The sequence below is a fragment of the Massilia aquatica genome, from assembly GCF_011682045.1.
Taxonomy (GTDB): domain Bacteria; phylum Pseudomonadota; class Gammaproteobacteria; order Burkholderiales; family Burkholderiaceae_D; genus Telluria_A; species Telluria_A aquatica.
The window spans coordinates 96883-113361 of the sequence record NZ_VVIW01000003.1 but is presented as its reverse complement, the minus strand read 5'-3'; the positions used below and the strand labels follow the sequence as shown (position 1 = coordinate 113361).

The following is a 16479-nucleotide window of genomic DNA, read 5'->3' as shown; positions in this document are numbered from 1 at the left end:
CGCGCTGCGCGGCCTTCTCCACCCTTGAAAGCACCATCATGACGATCGTTGCACGCATGTTCCCAAGAACGCGCTCCCTGCTGGCGCTGGCCTGCCTTGCGGCGGGCCTGTGCAGCCAGACGGCCTTTGCGGCTGCGAACGAGAGCCAGGTTGCGGACGCGGAAATGCGCGCCCAGCAAGACATAGCACAAGAAACCGTGCGCCACGTGCTGGCGGGCGATGTCAAGCAGCTCGAAGCGCTGTACCTGCGGCTGAACCACCCCGGCGAGCGCACCCCGGGCGGACTATGGAAGCTGTCCGTCTTCTACAGCCAGCTGCGCAACTTCCCCAGCCGGATCTCCCACACCCAAAAGTGGATCGAGATGCAGGAGTTCGCGCGCCATTGGCAAGCGAGCTATCCGGACTCGGTGCCGGGCGGCCTGCTTGGCGTGTTCGCCAAGCTCGATGAGGTCGAGATAGCGCGCGGCGCCAGTACCCTCGACGCGATGCCGGGCATGCACCGCCTCCTGACGGAGATCTTCGCCGACGAAGCCATGAAGATACTCGAAAAGATGCGGCCCGCCGCTGCCAAAGCCAACGACCCGGAATGGCACCGCACCATGCTCGAAGTGGCGCCGTACCTGGGCGGCATGTCCGCCGACGGCTACCGCCAAAAGATGGACGAGGCACTGGCGCGCCACCCCGACTATCATGACGCCTGGTTCACGGCCGCGCTCTTCTCGCGTCCGGGCTGGGGCGGCACGCCCGATGGCGTGGCGCGCCTGGCCCGTGACGCCAGCCAGAGCGCCGGCAAGGAAGCGCCCTCGCTGTATGCGCGCATTTACTGGGCCATGGACCAGAGCACGTATCAGGGGCGCCTGTTCGATGCCGGCGGCGCCGACTGGCCGACCATGCGCACCAGTTTCGAGCACATGGTCGGCCAGTATCCGGCCGCGTGGAACCTGAATGGCTTCGCCTACTTTGCCTGCATGGCCAGGGATTACAAGACCATGGACGCCATCGTCGGGCGCATTGGCCCGGAAGTGGTGCACGCCGTCTGGGGCGCCAATGGCAAGGCCACGCACGCGCTCTGCCTGGCGCACAAGGCGCCGGCCAAGGCGCCGCGCGCACCGAAAGCGCGGCGCCTGTAGCGCATCCGGGGGCGCCTGCGCCGCCCCCCAGCGTCATCTCTTGCGTTTTCGCAGACCGCAAAGAGTTGCACACTGTCATTATTTCACTGCCGTGGATGCGCTGCATGGCGCCATCCGGCCTTGAAAGGGACATCATGACGACATTTGCGCGCATTTCCCGGGGCGCCCGCTCCTTCTTCGCACTGGCCTGCCTGTCGGCCGCCCTGTGCAGCCATGCCGCCGCCCCGGCCGCCAACGACAATCCGCCGGCCGATGCGGAAACGCGCATGCACGAAGCGATCAAGCAGGAAACCGCGCGCTATCTGGTGGCGGGCGACTTCCAGCGCCTCGAAGCGCTGTACCGCACCCTCAACCACGCCGGCCAGCGCACCCCGAGCGGGCTGTGGAAACTGGCCATCTTCTACAACCAGCTGCGCCGCTTCGGCACCCAGACCACCGACATGGACTATTGGGAGGCGGTGGAAGAGCAGGCGCGCGAATGGCAGGCCGGCTATCCGAAGTCGGTGCCGGCGCGCCTGTTCGGCGTGTACCTGCAACTGGGGCGGCTGCATGTGGCGCGCGGCAGCGGCTTGTTCAGCAAGCTGCCGGAACAGCAGCGCGACGCCGTCTCGTACGGCGCCGAGGTGGCCATGCGCATGCTGGAAAAGACCCGGCTCATGGCGGCCAGGGCCAACGATCCGGAATGGCACCGCGCCATGCTCAGCGTGGCGCCGTACGTGGACGGCATGTCCGCTAGCGCCTACCGCAACAAGGTGCGGCAGGCACTGGCGCGCCACCCGAACTATCACGCGGCCTATTTCACGGCGGCGCTGTACTCGCACCCGCGCTGGGGCGGCACGCCCGATGGCGTGGCGCGCCTGGCCCACGACGCCAGCCATGCCACCGGCAAGGAGCAGCGGTCGATGTATGCGCGCATCTACTGGTTCATGGACCAGACCGAGTATCACGGGCGCCTGTTCGACGCCGGGCGCGCCGACTGGCCGACCATGCGCGCCAGCTTCGAGCACCTGGTCACGCTGTACCCGGCCGCGTGGAACCTGAATGCGTTTGCCTACTTTGCCTGCATGGCCAAGGATTACGAGGCCATGGAGGCGATCGTCGCGCGCATCGGCCCGCAGCTGATCTTCGACGTGTGGGGCGACGATGGCGAGGCAACCCACGCGCGCTGCGCCGCGCGCCGGGCGCCGGGCGCGGCGCTTCATGTGATCCAGGCAAAGCTGTCCGGCCCGGGCTTGGTCGTTGCTAATTCGCCACCATAAAAAATGCTTAATGACAAGTAAACACATTTGCCCGATAATGCCGAGCATTATCTATTTGCCAATCTATCTCCAGTGAAAAAACTTCTCCTGTGCGCGGCCCTGATGGCCTCCCTCCCGGCCATGGCCGCCACCGCGACCGCCAGCGCCAGCGCCAAGGCGCCCGCCGCCAAGACCGAGTCGAACATGGCGGACGCCATGGAATCGGCCACCTACGAACTGGAGCAAAGTTTCGGTACCGCCAAGGGCAATCCGATTCCCATCCTGGACAAGCTGGCGGTCTACGAGTTCAGCCCGCCAACTGCCGCGAAGCTGAAAACAGTCTTCGGTTCGGCCCGTCCGTACACGCTCACGCGCGCGCCGGCCGCCGGCGGCATGATCGCCTTCGATTTCTCGGTGCCCGCGCACAATTACGCCGACCTGAACGAGCAAACCTGGTCGTGGAGCGCACTCAATCTCAATATGCTGACCGACGAGGCCGGCCGTACCCTGACCAGCAGCGGCAGCTGGCCGGCGTTCGTGATCGACGGTAAACCGGGCAAGATGACCATCAACAACATCACCATGGAAGGCAAGCAGACCCGCAACAGCGACGACGTCTGGGTCGGCGCGGCGCGCGCCGATGCCAAATCGCTCGAGATCAGCGGCAAGAACCATCCGTTCAGCATCAAAATGGAAAAGCTGTCGGTGACCTCCATGGTTGAGCCGAACGGCAAGGACTACGACCTCGGCAGCGACTTGCGCATCGAACTGATCACGGTCATGGAAGAAAAGATCGACGACTTGCGCGCATCCATGCGCATGAGCAAGCTCGACCTGAAAGCGTTCGAGCAGTTAAGCAGCGATATCCGGAAAAAGACCAAACCGGGCGCCGAGCCGAAGCTGGACGATTTCGGCCCGCAGATCAAGGCTTTCGCCAAGGGCATGTCGGCGCGCGGCACGGCCATCGAGCTGACCGAGATGAGCGTGGGCTACCTGGGCCACCGCGCGCTGTTGAAGGGACGCTTCTCGCTGGGCAAGACGGTCGAGAAAGACTTCAAGACGACCGCCGCCCTGCTCAAGAAAATGGATGCGCGCTTCGAGGTGCGCGTACCGGTCGCGCTGGTGACTGCCGTGACGCGCAAGATGACGGCGGCGCAGGCGGCCACGCAGGCCGAAACGCCGTCGCCTGAAGCGATCGACGCCACCGTCAAGTCGATGACCGACATGTACATCAAAATGGCGGTCGATGCGGGCTATGCGCGCCTTGAAGGCGACGTGCTGGTATCGATGCTCGACTACAAGGCGGGCCAGCTGACGGTCAACGGCAAGGCCATCGCCCTGCCGGCCGGCGAAGGCAAGAAGCCGGTTGCCCGCGCCAAAAAACCTGCGCGCCGCAGCAAGTGATTGCCTGGTAGGAAGCACACAAGCTGCACCCCAGCGTAGCATCAAGCGGTGGCCATCGGATGATGGTCGCCGCCCTCCCCTCTCCCGCCCCCCCCCTTTCAACACAGACCGTCGCCGGCGTCCCGGCTGCACCCGGCTTTCCCACGCTAGCGAATGCTGCGCAGTTCACGCCGCAGGGCCGCCAGATTCGCGGCATGACGATGAAGAGCATCGTTGCCAGCCCCGTGTTCGCGGGCGGTCGTCAGCGCTTGCTGTTCCGACGCCAGTTCGTTTTCCAGGATCGCGCGGCGGCCAATGTCGCGTGCCTGTTGCGTTTTGCGATCCACTTTGGGAAAGTCAGCGGCTGCGGTAATGCGCACCGGTGCGCGCAGAGGAACGGACGAAGGTAACGGTGCTGCGATGTCCCCAGGCCTGGGCGGCATGTTGCTCAATACGGTAACTCCGGTGGCCGGATCAACGCGCACATGGATTTCTGCGCATGCGGGTGCCAGTGCCAGCAGCATCGGCATCAGCAGGCAGGCACGGATCATTGCACCACGACCAGGCGGTGCTGCGCCAGCCTGGCAAGGCGCTGCCCCACTGTCAGCCCGGCCCGCGAGGCACCACCGGCGGCCAGCTCCAGGCAGGCGTGCGCGCGCCGCATGGCCTTGACGCGCCACGGCTTGACGTCGCGATGGATCGCCAGGATCAGGCCGTCGCTGTCGAGAAACACGACGTCGATCGCAAAGCGCATGAAGAAGGTGTGAATGTTGGAACAGGGCGCCAGCAACAGGCCCTCGTCCGGCGCCAGCGCGCGCCGCCCCAGCAAGCCGGCCAGGCGCGCGAAAAACGAGCGCGCCACCTTGATGCGCATGCCACGCACCTCGATGTCTTGATGATCCATGTTCAGTTCTCCAGCTTGCTCCGTTCGGGCGGGACGGTGATGCGCACCACCGACTGCGACAGGATCGGGATGGCGTTGAGGGCATAACATTTGAGGTGATCGAGCTTGGGATCGGACCACATGTCGCTGGTCAAGACCTTGATAATCATCCTGTCGATGATCGGAATGATCATCTTGTAGCAGTAGCGCGTTTCGATCTTGAGCAGCAGCGCATCGGAACGCTGCTGCTGCGATTTGCTGCCCATGGCATTGTTGGCGTACAGGCCGTCCACAGGAATGATGCGTGCCTTGTCCGACGCACGCGTGATCTGGAAGTCGTCGAACGATTGGGTGGTCGGATTAAGCACGGTAATACGATGCATTCTCGCGACCTCGGTTTCGAGCCTGGCACGCGCAATCGCCGAACTGGCGACGCTCCCGTAATTCGATTGCGCGTCGACGAAGCCCTCATCGCTGATTCGCCCCAGCCCGCTGGTGGCGTACAAAGGCGCGATATGCAAAGCAAACGCGCGCCGCATCTCGCCCATGTCCAGCCCCGAGGCCGCGCCGGCACGGGCGGCGGCCAGCGTGGCGACATTGGCCGTGTTCTTGGCCACCATGAACAGGCCCAGTTGCAGGATCGCCATGAACATGGGAACCAAGACCCAGAAGGCAATGATGTAGAACTCGATCGTCGCGGCACCGCACTGGGCGCGCGCGCAGCCGGCGGCCCCAGTCGCTCTCACTGCTGCGGCTCCGGCGCGACCTGCGGCACCGGTGGCACAAACGGGCCAAGCGCATGATCGACATCGCGCATCAGCGATTGCAGCGCTTGCCGGTTCGGCACCGACACCTGGCTGCTACGTACGGCAATGCTTGCCATGCCGCGCAACTGGATCGCGTGGGCCAGCGCCAGATTGGCATGGGCCTTGGCCATGTCCGGGTCGATCTGCAAGGCCTGCTCGAACGCGCGCTGGGCCTGGCGCGCCTGATTGGTGCGCAGGTAAACGGTGCCGAGCCGGAACCAGGCCGTCGCATTCGAGGGAGAAGCTTCCACAATTTGCAGGTAGCGTAGCCCGGCATCGTTAAAACGCCCGGCGCCGATCTCCTGCTCGGCCCGCGCAGCCAGTTGCACCATCTGCGCCTCGCTCATCTGGCCGGCGGCAGGTGGCGCCGGCGCCGGCGTGGCACAAGCGACCAGGAAAGCACTGCAGCAGATCAGCGCTGCGCGAACAAAGACGTTACGTAGCTTGAGCATAAAGGTCCCTTCAGTTAATTGCACCCACCATCTTGACCACGATCGGAAAACCGATCACGACGAAGGTACAAGGGAAAATACACAGGATGAGCGGGCCAAGCATCTTGACCGGCGCTTCCATGGCCAGCTTCTCGGCGCGCGCAAAGCGCTCGTTGGTGCGCTGTGTCGACTGCGCGCGCAGCACCATGCCGAGACTGGCGCCGGTCTTTTCGGCCTGCACCAGCGCGCTGATGAGGGAGCTGACGGCGGCATTGTCGAGCCGTTCCTCGAGCATGCGCAGCGCGTCGATGCGGTTGCGCCCGGAGCGGATCTCGCGCAGCAGGCGGGCAAAGGCGCGGCGCAAGGCATTGTCGGGCGTTTTCTCGACGGCGATATTCATCCCCACGGTCAGGTTGCAGCCCGACTCGATGGCCAGGGTCAGCATGTCGAGGAAAGCCGGCAGATTCTTCAGCACGTCGATTTCGGTGCGCTTGATGCGGTCGCGCATCCAGATCTCGAGGTAGCAGAAGCCGAACACGAAGCCGGCTATCGGTATCGCCAGGCCGGCCGCGCCGACCCACAATGCCAGCAGCGTGACCAGGCCGCCGATCAGGCACGCATACACCACCTTCGACGCAAACCACTGCTGGGGCGAGAGCGCGTAATCGAGTTCGACCTTGCGCAGCCGGCGGATGGTCTTCTCGCGGTACTCGACCGACAGCAGGGGACCGAGATAATGCGTGGCCAGCGCAATCAGAGGCCAGACGCGCGCCATGGCCGGTGGCGGCTTGTCGGCATAGGTGCGGTCTTCGGCTTCGACGGCTGTGACGATGCGGTAAGCGAAGACCGCGGCGAACATCATGGCCATCGCAAACGCGCCGGCGAGCAGATACATTTCGGTCATGCGCAACTCCCCCTACACATCGATGGCGACGATCTTGCGGATCAGGACAAACCCGACGCACTCGAGCAAAAAAATCAGCAGCAGCACGCCATACCCGATCCAGGTCGTAAACAGCGGCGCCATCGCTTCCGGTTCCATGGCGTTGAGCGCGGCCATCAGGAACAGCGGCAGGCAGCCGACGATGATGCCCTGCAGCTTGCCCTGGGCTGTGAGTGCATCGATCTTGTCTTCCATCGCCAGTTTGCGGCGCATGGTATCGGCCAGGCGTTCGAGCGACTCGGTCAGGTTGCCGCCGACCTCGCGCGCGATGCGCATGCTGGTGGCGAACATCGTGTACTCACGCGAACCGATGCGCAACTCAAGTTCATCGACCGCTTCATCCATGCCCACGCCCATGCGCAGCTTGCGCACCAGTAGCGAAAACTCCTGGCTGGACGGCTTGGGCAACTGCTCGGCCAGCAGCGCCAGTCCCTGCTGCAAGCTCATGCCTGAACGCAGGGCGCCGACCAGCGAGTCGAGGGTATCAGGCAGTTGGCGGATCAGCATCCGGCGGCGGCGCGCCTTGAGGCGCTTGTGCACCAGGCCGGGGCCGACCAGGCACACCATGGCGCCGGCGACGGCCAGCAGCGGATTGCCGCTCAAGACCAGCAGCACGACCGGCACCAGTACCGTGGCAATGATGCTCAACTTGGTCAGCAGGCGCGGATCCATGAAAATGAACATGTCCGACAGCTTCAGGCTGGTCGTATCGAGCACCTTTTCCTGGTAGGAGGCCGCCAGGCTGCGTCCCAGCATCCACATGGCGGCCACGAACAGCACCATGGCCACAGCGATGCCGGCCGCGATCACGCTGGGCAGGAGCGACTCATCCATGGCCGGTCTGGCCAGCCGCAGCGGCGCCGTCCACGCCAAAGGTCGTCAGGTCGATGGCGATGCCGAAGCCGCGCAGTTCTTCATAGAAGGTCGGCACGTTCCCGCATGGGACGAACTGGCCACGCACCTTGCCGTTATCGTAAAAGCCGAGACGCTGGAAGCGGTAGATCTCCTGCATCTGGATCACACCGCGCTCCATGCCGGTGATTTCGGTGATGCTGGTGACCTTGCGCGTTCCGCAGGCAAAGCGGGTTTGCTGGACGATGATCTGGACTGCCGCGGCCACCTGTTCACGGATCGCCATCACCGGCAGGTCCATCCCGCCCATCATCACCATCACTTCGAGACGCGAGAGCATGTCGCGCGGCGAGTTGGCGTGGGCCGTGGTGAGCGAACCATCATGACCCGTGTTCATTGCCTGCAGCATGTCGAGCGCCTCGCCGCCGCGGCATTCGCCGACCACGATGCGGTCGGGCCGCATGCGCAGCGCATTCTTGACCAGCTCGCGGATGGTGATCTGTCCGCGCCCCTCGACGTTGGCCGGGCGCGCTTCGAGGGTAACCAGGTTGTCATGGTACAGCTTGAGTTCCGCCGCATCCTCGATCGTGACGATGCGCTCGTAGGGCGGAATCAGGTTCGAAATAATATTGAGCAGCGTGGTCTTTCCCGAGCCGGTGCCGCCGGAGATGACGATATTCTTTTTTTGCTCGACGCAGGTGCGCAGGAAGGCGACCATGGCGGCATCGACCGAGTCGAAGCTGACCAGGTCGGCCACCTCGAGGCGACGCTTGGCGAACTTGCGGATCGAGACCGACGGCCCCTTGAGGGCGATCGGGCGGATCGCGATATTGACGCGCGAGCCGTCCTTCAGGCGCCCGTCGCACAAGGGCGAGGATTCGTCGACGCGGCGCCCGATCGGCGAGACGATCCGCTCGATCACCCCCATCAGGGCTTTCTCGCTGCTGAAGGCAATGTCGCAGCGGCGCGTCTGGCCATCGCGTTCGACGAAAATATCATGCGCACCGTTGACCATGATCTCGGTCACCGAGCCATCGGCCAGCAGGCTTTCGAGCACGCCCAGGCCAACCGCCTCGTCGAGCACGAACCTGGCCAGTTCATCGGGATCGGTCACGGCCGGCAGGGTGAGCTTGGCCATCAGTTCGCGGATCAGCTTATCGGCCACGCTGCGCAACTCGGTGTCGCCCATGCGCGTGACATCCTGGCGGCGCAAGTCGAGTGTCTGGATCAGCTCCGCATGCAGCACTTCGGCATTGCGCGACAGGGCCAGATGATGCGCGCGCGCCGCATCGCTGCGCGCGCCGCTGTGGGGCTGCGCGATCGGCTGGAGCGGCGCCGGCGCGGCGGCAGCCGGCGTGACAGGGTCGCGCATGGACGGCTTGACCGGTTCGGCCGGACGCGCCAGGCCGACCGCCTTGACCCGCAGCTGCTGGCCGCCGACCATGATGGCGTCATCCACGCGCAAAGGGCCGTAGCGCACGATCCGCTCGCCGTTGACGAAGACGCCGGCCAGCGAGGCCAGGTCGATCACGCTGGCGCCGCCTTCGGCGTCCACCGTCAGGCGCAGCGCGCCTTTGCCGGCTGCGGCAGGCAGCGGAATCGGCGAAGCCGCCTCGGCGCCGATGACGGCGGTTTTGCTGATCAGATAATCGGCGAGCTGGCCGTCGGGCTGTCTGGATTCGATCGTGATCATGGGATTATTCCGTCATCGTCAGCGGTGCGGGGGGCTTCGGCCCGAGCTGCTTGTCGCGCAGGGCCTTGTCGAATTCGTACAGCTTCTCCTTGTTCACGTCCGCCGGCCCGGCAGCGGGATTGGGCGTGGCCTGCACCAGGCGCGGCGTGATCATGATCGCGACTTCGCGCGTGGCGCTGACGGTCGCCTTGTTGCGGAACAGGCCACCGAGAATAGGTATCTGTCCTGCCCCCGGCACCTTTTGCGTGTCGCGCGCTCCCTCATACGAGTACATGCCATTGAGGACTACCGTCTCGCCATCGCGCGAATTGAACTCGGCGGTCGATTTGCGCTTGAGCAGGCCTGGCACACCGAGCACCGTGACCGAGCGGTCGATGCTGCTCACTTCGACGTCGACCTTGGCGTAGATGGCGCCCGATTCGTCCGTCACCGGCGTGACGTCGAGGATCACGCCATACTCCTTCATCTCGACGCTGGTGCGTCCGAGCGCGTCGACACTGGGCAGCGGGATTTCGCCACCGGCCACGAAGCGCGCCTTCGACCCGCTGCGCGTGCTCAGGCTGGGGGCGGCAAGCACCTGGGCTTCGCCATCCTGCACCAGCAGATTGATGCGCGAGGTGATCAGCGACGTGAGATTGATGAAGCCTTTGGGCGGCCAGATCTTGTTTGCCAGAGCGCCCTCTGCGATATCGAGGCCGCTGCTGCCGGCCGGGGGAAGATAGCGGAACGTCGGGTTGCTGTAGAAATCGGCAATCACGCCGGCATGCGGTCCGTTGACGTTCGAGTCCCAGCGGATGCCCAGGTCGCGCGAGCCCTTGGTGGTCAGTTCGAGGACCTTGACGTCGAGGTAGACCATTTTCTCCCAGCCGACCTTGCCGACGAAATTGACCACCTGCTCCGGGAACATCTTCTGGATCGACTGCGCCCGCTCCTGGTTGATATCGCTGACCATGTCACCTTCGAGCACGATGCGGGCACCGGCCACGCGGGCCCGCACATTCTGGACATTGGCCAGCAGCCGGTTGATATCTTCCAGCGTGGCGGCCAGATTCGCCTCGCGTACCTGCACCGTCATGATTTTCTCGCCGCCGCCCTTGAGCCAGACGTGCAAGGTGCTGGTGCCGCCCGTTTCGGCCAGCACCAGCATCTGGTTATTGGCCAGGCTGGAAGCAGAGATCACCTTGCCGTTGCCGATTGCGATGCGCGACGGCGACAAAGGCAGCACGCGCGCCTCGCCGACGAACATATTCATCGTAGTCGGGGGCGCGGCATGGGCCGGTATAGCCAGCATCACCAGGATGCTCAGTGTAGCGACGAGTGCTTTGATCACTTGGTTAGTCCGTTCTTATGGCTTGTTGGAGGAAGCCGCGGCAGTGGGCGACAATGCCGGAGCGAGGCCGAGGCGGTTATGCACATTAGCGGCGCTGGGGGCGGCAGCCGGCATGGGTGCGGCGGCCGGTGCTGCCGGACGTGGCGTGATCTCCTTGAGCAGGGTGGCAAGCGCCTCGCCGCCTTCCGGCGACTTGACGCGCGCCCCGCCGGCAGTGCCGGTACCGCCGATGATGATCTCGATGAATCGGCCCTCGTCCGGCTTGGGCGCGGCGCCCTCAACCTGTTTGAAGGTCGCCTCGTCGAGCACGACGCGCTTGAGCACTGCCTTGTCTTCCGGGTTGCGTAGCACTGCGGTCAGCTTGCCGATCTGCTGGGCCAGCAGGATCTGTTCGGCGTCGCGCGGGCCGACGTTCAAGGTGACGGTACTGAATTCGGCGTTGACTTCCTGCTCGCCCCCGCCTTCGGTGCGCACCACGCGCTTCTGGGTGGTTTTACCGGTCGCCATGACCGATACCGCTTGCATGATCAGGCGTACATGCAGCAGCTCCTTGGTATGCGACTGGCCATCGGCGTCGGGTGGCTGCTTGTACGAATTGCTGGTGGTGCCAGGGCCGGTGAAGAGCAGGTCGATGATGTCGCCGGGGACCAGCATGCCCGAGATCGAACTGATTTCGTCGACCGGGAAGGTGATCGCACGCTCGCCCTTGGCCACCGTGGTCGAGAGGGCCGCGTGGTCGCCGCGTTCGAGCGCGCCGCGGTCGATCGGGTCGCCAGGTTTGAGGGCCACCATGATTTTCTGGCCCTGCACCATATCGAACGAATCGGGCGCCAGTACGGTACTGCTCAGATAACGCTCCGGAACTGAGCGCACCGCCAGATTGTCGCCGCTGAGCTGGGCACCGGCAGGAATCTCGGCCTTGGCCACGAGGATTTTCTTGGTCTGGTAGTCGCCGGCAAGCCTGGCTTCCTCACGACTGAGATGGGCGCGCAGGAAGTAGTTGGCACCGACAAAGCACACGATGCCGAGACCGACCGCTCCACCCAGCAGCAGGGTATTTTTAGAGATTTTCAAGGGACGCATTCGGACAGTGGGTTAAGCAACGGACATCATGAAGCTGTAGCTGCGGAAGAAAGCCCGCACAGCGCGCGCCAGATAATCGGCCAGCGACATGTCATTGGTCAGGGCGGTGGGAATGAACAGGACCAGTGCAACGGTGCTGGTCACGACCAGATACTCGATCATGGCCTGGCCGCGCTGGCGTGTGCCCGGCGCTGGGAGTACGGAGGAAGACGATTGGTGGCGGCGCATGCGGTTCATCCTGGCGGCTTAGTTAAGGAGGGTATTCATCATGACGATCGACCCGTTGGGCTGGGGGCTCAGGGTGGCATCGAATTGCTGCTTGCCCTTGTTGGCGGCAAATACGATGCCGCTGGGTTCAGCCTTGAAGCGGTGGCGTTCCCAGCCCGACGCTTTGAGGGATGCTTCGAGCGAGGCGGCGGTGGCCGTCATCGAGCGTTTCGATACGGCGATCACTTGCTGGGATGCGCGGCCCTGGTCGACCGAATCGATGATGGAGACCGCCGTCATGTCGGGAGGAAGGCGCACTGCCAGTTTCGGTTCGCGGGTGGCCGAAGGCGACGTCAGTGCGACAAAACCCTCGATCGTCGACGCGCTGGACTGGCGCACCTGAAAACTGCGGTGCTGCGCGCCGACGGTCTGGTTGAGGACTGTCCAGGCGCTGTTGACCGAGCGCTTGACCTCGCCCGGCAAGCGGCGCCAGCGTGTTTCGACGTCTTGCAACAGGGTGTCGAGCGCGAGTGTGGAGGCGAAGGCGCGTACTTGCATGGGTGTGCCGTTGACCTGCAAGGTGTCGCCCATCGGTTGCAGCTGAACGGTGTCGGGCATGTCTTGCCAGCCGGCGCAGGCAGTGTGGGGGAATGCGAGCGCCATCAGGATCAGTACCATGCGCCCCGTCATCGTTATCAGAAGCATTGAGCGCCCCCGTAAGCTGGCAGATTGCTGCCTGTGACGCGATCGGCCGGGACGATGTCGGGGCAGATCTGGCCTGGTTCGAAATGCCGAAAGGCTGGTTCGAGGGGAACCAGAAGGTAGCTGGCGGCCTTGATCACCGGTGTTATCCTATGGAACAGCCCGACTCCGGTGAAGACACGGGTACGTTCGGCGACCTGAGACGGACTATTCGCATCCCAGTTGTCGGTGATCAACGATGAGGTTTCGTTGAGTGTGAGGTTGAGCTCGTTGAGCGGTGCGGGCAGCGAGGCCACGTTGCTTAGTTTGACGCTGACGGTGCTGGTGTACAGGCCGCCTTCCGGGAGTTTTTCGCCGTCGGATATTGTCGCGAGAAATCCCGTTACGATACCCATCACCTCCGCTGTCACACTAGCGGCCTTACCGGGTAGATCGCCGCGCACTGTACGGACCGATACATCGCTGGGATTGTCAACTAGACGTATTTTTCCCGAGTGGTCTTTCCATATCTCAGTCTGGCCGCCCCACGCGGCAATGTCGGTGGCGCCGTCGTTACTTCTGAATGCGTCGGAATTCCAGTTAAACAGTCGGGAACGCGTCTGTTCCTGGAGTTTGCTTTCACTGAACGTTGACGGGCGTACCGTTCGCTCCCATGAGGCATAGCGCGCGGCCTGAATAGTGCTTGCCTGAATGTCGTGAAACTTACCGAGATAGAAGATAGCAAAAAATATCATGACCACGAAGGTCGCCACAACGGCCATTTCCACCATCGCTTGGCCTTCCTGATATCGAACAAAACGCGATATCATCATTTGGCGCTCGCATTGACAAAGATTGTTGGACTTACCTTGATGCCGACTCTTAAAGACACTGGCTCAAGGATCATTGGGCTGCCAAACACCGACTTTCCTGGCAAATCACGCGAGTAGACGATAGGAGGCTTTCCGTCTGACATCGCTATTCTTCCAAGTTTCGGATCGAGAACGCACATTTCAGCGACAATCTTTCCCGCAACCATTAAATCGCTCTCATCAGTGCATTTGACAGCAATATTGTTTATTTTTTTGGAGATTGAATATCCTGACACACTCTCTGGATCATAAGGCTTAGCTTCATACTTTACTCGCTCTGACTCCGCCTGGCTCTGAGTCTGATCATCAAGTACATATTCAAACCCGTTGTGTGCTACCCATGTGTTTGAACCGCCGCCGAATTTCGTTTCGCAACCGTTTTCTGGCGTTACCCCATCGATATCAACGCCGAAACCCTCTTCGGTAGTCCTGAACGATTTACCGTCACTGATGATGGTGGTGCGCGTCATCACGAAGTTCTCAGGAATAACCGGAAACGGCTTCACCGGAAGATTTTTAGCCCGGGCCAGTGCTCTGCACATCTTATATGGCATACTCAGTAGATTGACATAGTCGTCAATTGACGTTGGCCGGTGTACGGTGACCAATTCATAAGTGTCTCTAATTTGAGATAATGTAGGAGATGTCGACGAGGTGTGAGCAGGGGCACTATCATCTCCACATGCGATGAGAATTCCGCACCCAACAAATAGAGATGATACCATTTTCAACGCAGTCAGGGTTTTCATACTCGGCACGATCCTTTACCAGACACCCTCATCGGAAATAGTCCTTTTACCACTTTAACAAGAGCCATAGAGCGAAAATCATCAGTCGCAAGTGATGCTCTCCAGTAAGGATTAAACAGGCTCGGAAATTCCGGCGCGCCATCCAGACGCGGATGATTGAAGGGACGTTGGAACGCTACGCACGCTTCCGCAATCGCATACACTCCTCCGTTATCGACATAATGGGGGGCGTGTTCAACCATAATGCCATTTGTCAAAGCAGCTTTAGCCCCGAACTCACTGTTAGCCGAGGGAATCGCAGATTTTTTTATAACCACTTCGACAGCGAATGGGAGCATGTTAGCTTTTGGCTCTCCGGCATCGAATTTCTGCACATCTCGATAACCAGGAAAATCAACTAGCTTAGATCCAAATTTAAGTGGATTAGCAGTTATTTTACTTTCTGCAGCATCACGTGCAAGGACACCATCGATAGCGTTCCAATCGTTGATGTCACCATGCATACCGATTTTCTTCACAGGCATTCTCGTCGAATAAGCTTGCGCGCCTCCCCAGCCTAAGGGAAACTTTAATTGTACGGGTGGTACTCCTATGCTTACAGCGACAGAATCCATTGCCTTCCAAGAATCGTAATCAATCAAATCTGTACCACCCTGTTTACGGAAACCTAAAAAAACATTAAGACTCCAGTCGCGTGCACGAGTAAATCCGTCGCGTGAATTAAGCGCCACTTCGCGCAAGCGCTTGCGTCCATCGTCTTTTAGACCAATGGAAGGCCGATTATTCTTGTCATACGTTTCGGTGAATTTTACCCAAGACTCAAGGTTCTGTTCGAATAAAGCTACATCGCCCAGAGTCAGCATGGCCCCATTCTTTTTTGCGATCTCGTTAGCAATATCCATTGCTATTACAATACCGACGCCATTAAAACTCTTCTGCGCATTGTGTTCCAAATAACTAAGGGTGCGTAACGCGTCTTCCACTGGCGGTAAATGGGTTTGCACTTGATTGTTCACACTCTCCAACACTCGGACAGCCGTTTGCACTGCCGCATAAATTGGCGGGTAGAGTTTTGCTATGTGACTGACATTTCTGACAAACTCCGCCAAATAATCAATCCATGAACGAAGGCTCACGGATTGGGCGATCGCCACTTCATTGACGATCATGGCCCGGTTCATGTAAGCCTGAAAATTAAGAGTACGCGCCTGCCACACAGCACCGCTGTAGGCGGCAGCGTCAGTCGCATTCATAGCGCGCATTTTTGCATTGGTCACCTGCCCGGAATTGAACGCCACGAGCATGATCCCGATCAGCGCAGCAGCAAAGGCAAGGAATAGGACAAGAGCCTGGCCGTTCTGATAGCTTCTAATTTTTCGCATATCGTCCCCGACGATGTCTCGGGGGACGCTCCCCCGAGTTCAAGATATCAACTAGTACTATCGATATTATTTGACGCCGGCGGTCGACTCATAGTCGTCCAAGTGGAGGCTTTTAGCGCGGGCATTTGCTGCGGTGTTCCCTTCGGTGACGACCTTCCTGGCTCCCTCATTCTTCGCCCCAGCCAGGGTTGAGGCGGCGACACCTGTTTGTCCGCGGATCACGTCTCCGAAGGCTTGGTATACGCCGATGGCGGCGATTGCTATCAGGGCGACAATAATGATGTACTCAGTCATACCTTGGCCAAGTTGACGACGACGTGTAATGAACTTATTCATGTTGACTCCATTTAGATTAATCGAGAGAAACCACACGAACTGGACGAACTATACTCATGTACCAGGATGCGAACAATCTTGAATGCAAGACCTTTAATCTAGATCAAATCCGATTCAAAGCTCGTGCATAAGTGTTGCGAATCTGGCTCAACCTCCTTTCGTATAAAAATACCGCCATATTTTTATGGTCGACTTAGCAATTGAAATTGCCATCTAATCCAGCTTCAATCTGCTCACACTCATGCATAAAAGTGTCCGGATGAAAACGTTGAGTCAGATTAGCTGATCATAAATTCAATGTTTTGATCTATATCCGTATTTATCTTTGCAAATTGGAAAATTTATTTCCTAATTGAAATTTCTATCTCGCGGATACCTGGGGAAATGACATCAAACCTCGCTAGCCGAAACGTGCCAAATTAGCACTTCCGTGGCAAGCTTCCGTCTGTGATTGGTTGGGGGATGTTTATCTGAGGAAAG

At 60.8% G+C, this 16479-nt stretch carries 18 protein-coding genes; 3 read left to right on the top strand and 15 right to left on the bottom strand.

All coding sequences use genetic code 11. The annotated features are described in order from the left end of the window. Positions 1-38 precede the first annotated feature (38 nt). The 3 genes from F1609_RS06560 to F1609_RS06550 all read left to right on the top strand — a co-directional run bounded on the left by F1609_RS06560 (position 39) and on the right by F1609_RS06550 (position 3772). The gene (locus tag F1609_RS06560; protein ID WP_167075692.1) at positions 39-1130 is read left to right on the top strand and encodes a hypothetical protein; all 1092 of its coding nucleotides are present in this window, start codon (positions 39-41) and stop codon (positions 1128-1130) included. A 134-nt stretch (positions 1131-1264) separates the two neighbouring features. Beyond that, positions 1265-2389 carry a hypothetical protein gene (locus F1609_RS06555; RefSeq protein ID WP_167075691.1) on the top strand — a complete coding sequence of 375 codons (1125 nt, stop codon included), beginning with the start codon at positions 1265-1267 and terminating at the stop codon, positions 2387-2389. A gap of 72 nt (positions 2390-2461) precedes the next feature. Next, positions 2462-3772: a DUF945 family protein gene (locus tag F1609_RS06550; protein WP_187362943.1), complete on the top strand. Its 1311-nt coding sequence runs from the start codon at positions 2462-2464 to the stop codon at positions 3770-3772. 146 nt (positions 3773-3918) lie between these two features. On the opposite strand, the gene F1609_RS06545 is transcribed toward F1609_RS06550, so the two are convergent. The 15 genes from F1609_RS06545 to F1609_RS06475 all read right to left on the bottom strand — a co-directional run bounded on the left by F1609_RS06545 (position 3919) and on the right by F1609_RS06475 (position 15999). Beyond that, positions 3919-4302: a hypothetical protein gene (locus F1609_RS06545; protein ID WP_167075690.1), complete on the bottom strand. Its 384-nt coding sequence runs from the start codon at positions 4300-4302 to the stop codon at positions 3919-3921. After that, positions 4299-4655, bottom strand: a complete 357-nt coding sequence (locus F1609_RS06540) for a DUF192 domain-containing protein (RefSeq protein WP_196785408.1) — start codon at positions 4653-4655, stop codon at positions 4299-4301. The genes F1609_RS06545 and F1609_RS06540 overlap by 4 nt, the downstream gene beginning before the upstream one ends. Before the next feature lie 2 nt (positions 4656-4657). Then, positions 4658-5380: a TadE family protein gene (locus F1609_RS06535; protein ID WP_167075689.1), complete on the bottom strand. Its 723-nt coding sequence runs from the start codon at positions 5378-5380 to the stop codon at positions 4658-4660. Then, positions 5377-5892 (bottom strand): tetratricopeptide repeat protein, encoded by a 516-nt coding sequence (locus F1609_RS06530; RefSeq protein WP_167075688.1) that lies wholly within the window; start codon positions 5890-5892, stop codon positions 5377-5379. The genes F1609_RS06535 and F1609_RS06530 overlap by 4 nt, the downstream gene beginning before the upstream one ends. 10 nt (positions 5893-5902) lie before the next feature. Further along, positions 5903-6775 carry a type II secretion system F family protein gene (locus tag F1609_RS06525; protein WP_167075687.1) on the bottom strand — a complete coding sequence of 291 codons (873 nt, stop codon included), beginning with the start codon at positions 6773-6775 and terminating at the stop codon, positions 5903-5905. A 12-nt stretch (positions 6776-6787) separates the two neighbouring features. Continuing rightward, positions 6788-7648 carry a type II secretion system F family protein gene (locus tag F1609_RS06520; protein ID WP_167075686.1) on the bottom strand — a complete coding sequence of 287 codons (861 nt, stop codon included), beginning with the start codon at positions 7646-7648 and terminating at the stop codon, positions 6788-6790. Next, positions 7641-9359, bottom strand: coding sequence for a TadA family conjugal transfer-associated ATPase (locus F1609_RS06515; RefSeq protein ID WP_167075685.1), 1719 nt, complete (start codon positions 9357-9359; stop codon positions 7641-7643). The genes F1609_RS06520 and F1609_RS06515 overlap by 8 nt, the downstream gene beginning before the upstream one ends. Before the next feature lie 4 nt (positions 9360-9363). Continuing rightward, the gene (locus F1609_RS06510; RefSeq protein ID WP_167075684.1) at positions 9364-10689 is read right to left on the bottom strand and encodes a type II and III secretion system protein family protein; all 1326 of its coding nucleotides are present in this window, start codon (positions 10687-10689) and stop codon (positions 9364-9366) included. A gap of 15 nt (positions 10690-10704) precedes the next feature. Beyond that, positions 10705-11763, bottom strand: a complete 1059-nt coding sequence (gene cpaB, locus F1609_RS06505) for a Flp pilus assembly protein CpaB (RefSeq protein WP_167075683.1) — start codon at positions 11761-11763, stop codon at positions 10705-10707. Between the two features lie 21 nt (positions 11764-11784). Next, on the bottom strand, positions 11785-12000 hold the full coding sequence (locus tag F1609_RS06500; protein ID WP_167075682.1) for a hypothetical protein: 216 nt from the start codon (positions 11998-12000) through the stop codon (positions 11785-11787). Between the two features lie 18 nt (positions 12001-12018). Continuing rightward, entirely contained in the window at positions 12019-12684 is a 666-nt protein-coding gene (locus tag F1609_RS06495; protein ID WP_167075681.1) for a hypothetical protein, read from the bottom strand. Further along, positions 12675-13493 (bottom strand): TadE family protein, encoded by an 819-nt coding sequence (locus tag F1609_RS06490; RefSeq protein WP_167075680.1) that lies wholly within the window; start codon positions 13491-13493, stop codon positions 12675-12677. The genes F1609_RS06495 and F1609_RS06490 overlap by 10 nt, the downstream gene beginning before the upstream one ends. Beyond that, entirely contained in the window at positions 13490-14281 is a 792-nt protein-coding gene (locus F1609_RS06485) for a hypothetical protein (RefSeq protein WP_167075679.1), read from the bottom strand. Before F1609_RS06485 ends, F1609_RS06490 begins: the two co-directional genes overlap by 4 nt. Continuing rightward, complete coding sequence (locus F1609_RS06480; RefSeq protein ID WP_167075678.1) at positions 14278-15663, bottom strand: Tad domain-containing protein; 1386 nt, start codon at positions 15661-15663, stop codon at positions 14278-14280. Before F1609_RS06480 ends, F1609_RS06485 begins: the two co-directional genes overlap by 4 nt. A 66-nt stretch (positions 15664-15729) precedes the next feature. After that, complete coding sequence (locus F1609_RS06475; protein WP_167075677.1) at positions 15730-15999, bottom strand: hypothetical protein; 270 nt, start codon at positions 15997-15999, stop codon at positions 15730-15732. Between the last annotated feature and the right edge of the window lie 480 nt (positions 16000-16479).

Bases quoted from the DNA above. Each gene is read 5' to 3' on its own strand.
- F1609_RS06560 (WP_167075692.1), top strand. From the start codon at position 39: ATGACGATCGTTGCACGCATGTTCCCAAGAACGCGCTCCCTGCTGGCG.
- F1609_RS06555 (WP_167075691.1), top strand. From the start codon at position 1,265: ATGACGACATTTGCGCGCATTTCCCGGGGCGCCCGCTCCTTCTTCGCA.
- F1609_RS06545 (WP_167075690.1), bottom strand. From the start codon at position 4,302: ATGATCCGTGCCTGCCTGCTGATGCCGATGCTGCTGGCACTGGCACCC.
- F1609_RS06540 (WP_196785408.1), bottom strand. From the start codon at position 4,655: ATGGATCATCAAGACATCGAGGTGCGTGGCATGCGCATCAAGGTGGCG.
- F1609_RS06530 (WP_167075688.1), bottom strand. From the start codon at position 5,892: ATGCTCAAGCTACGTAACGTCTTTGTTCGCGCAGCGCTGATCTGCTGC.
- F1609_RS06525 (WP_167075687.1), bottom strand. From the start codon at position 6,775: ATGACCGAAATGTATCTGCTCGCCGGCGCGTTTGCGATGGCCATGATG.
- F1609_RS06520 (WP_167075686.1), bottom strand. From the start codon at position 7,648: ATGGATGAGTCGCTCCTGCCCAGCGTGATCGCGGCCGGCATCGCTGTG.
- F1609_RS06515 (WP_167075685.1), bottom strand. From the start codon at position 9,359: ATGATCACGATCGAATCCAGACAGCCCGACGGCCAGCTCGCCGATTAT.
- F1609_RS06500 (WP_167075682.1), bottom strand. From the start codon at position 12,000: ATGCGCCGCCACCAATCGTCTTCCTCCGTACTCCCAGCGCCGGGCACA.
- F1609_RS06495 (WP_167075681.1), bottom strand. From the start codon at position 12,684: ATGCTTCTGATAACGATGACGGGGCGCATGGTACTGATCCTGATGGCG.
- F1609_RS06490 (WP_167075680.1), bottom strand. From the start codon at position 13,493: ATGATGATATCGCGTTTTGTTCGATATCAGGAAGGCCAAGCGATGGTG.
- F1609_RS06485 (WP_167075679.1), bottom strand. From the start codon at position 14,281: ATGAAAACCCTGACTGCGTTGAAAATGGTATCATCTCTATTTGTTGGG.
- F1609_RS06480 (WP_167075678.1), bottom strand. From the start codon at position 15,663: ATGCGAAAAATTAGAAGCTATCAGAACGGCCAGGCTCTTGTCCTATTC.
- F1609_RS06475 (WP_167075677.1), bottom strand. From the start codon at position 15,999: ATGAATAAGTTCATTACACGTCGTCGTCAACTTGGCCAAGGTATGACT.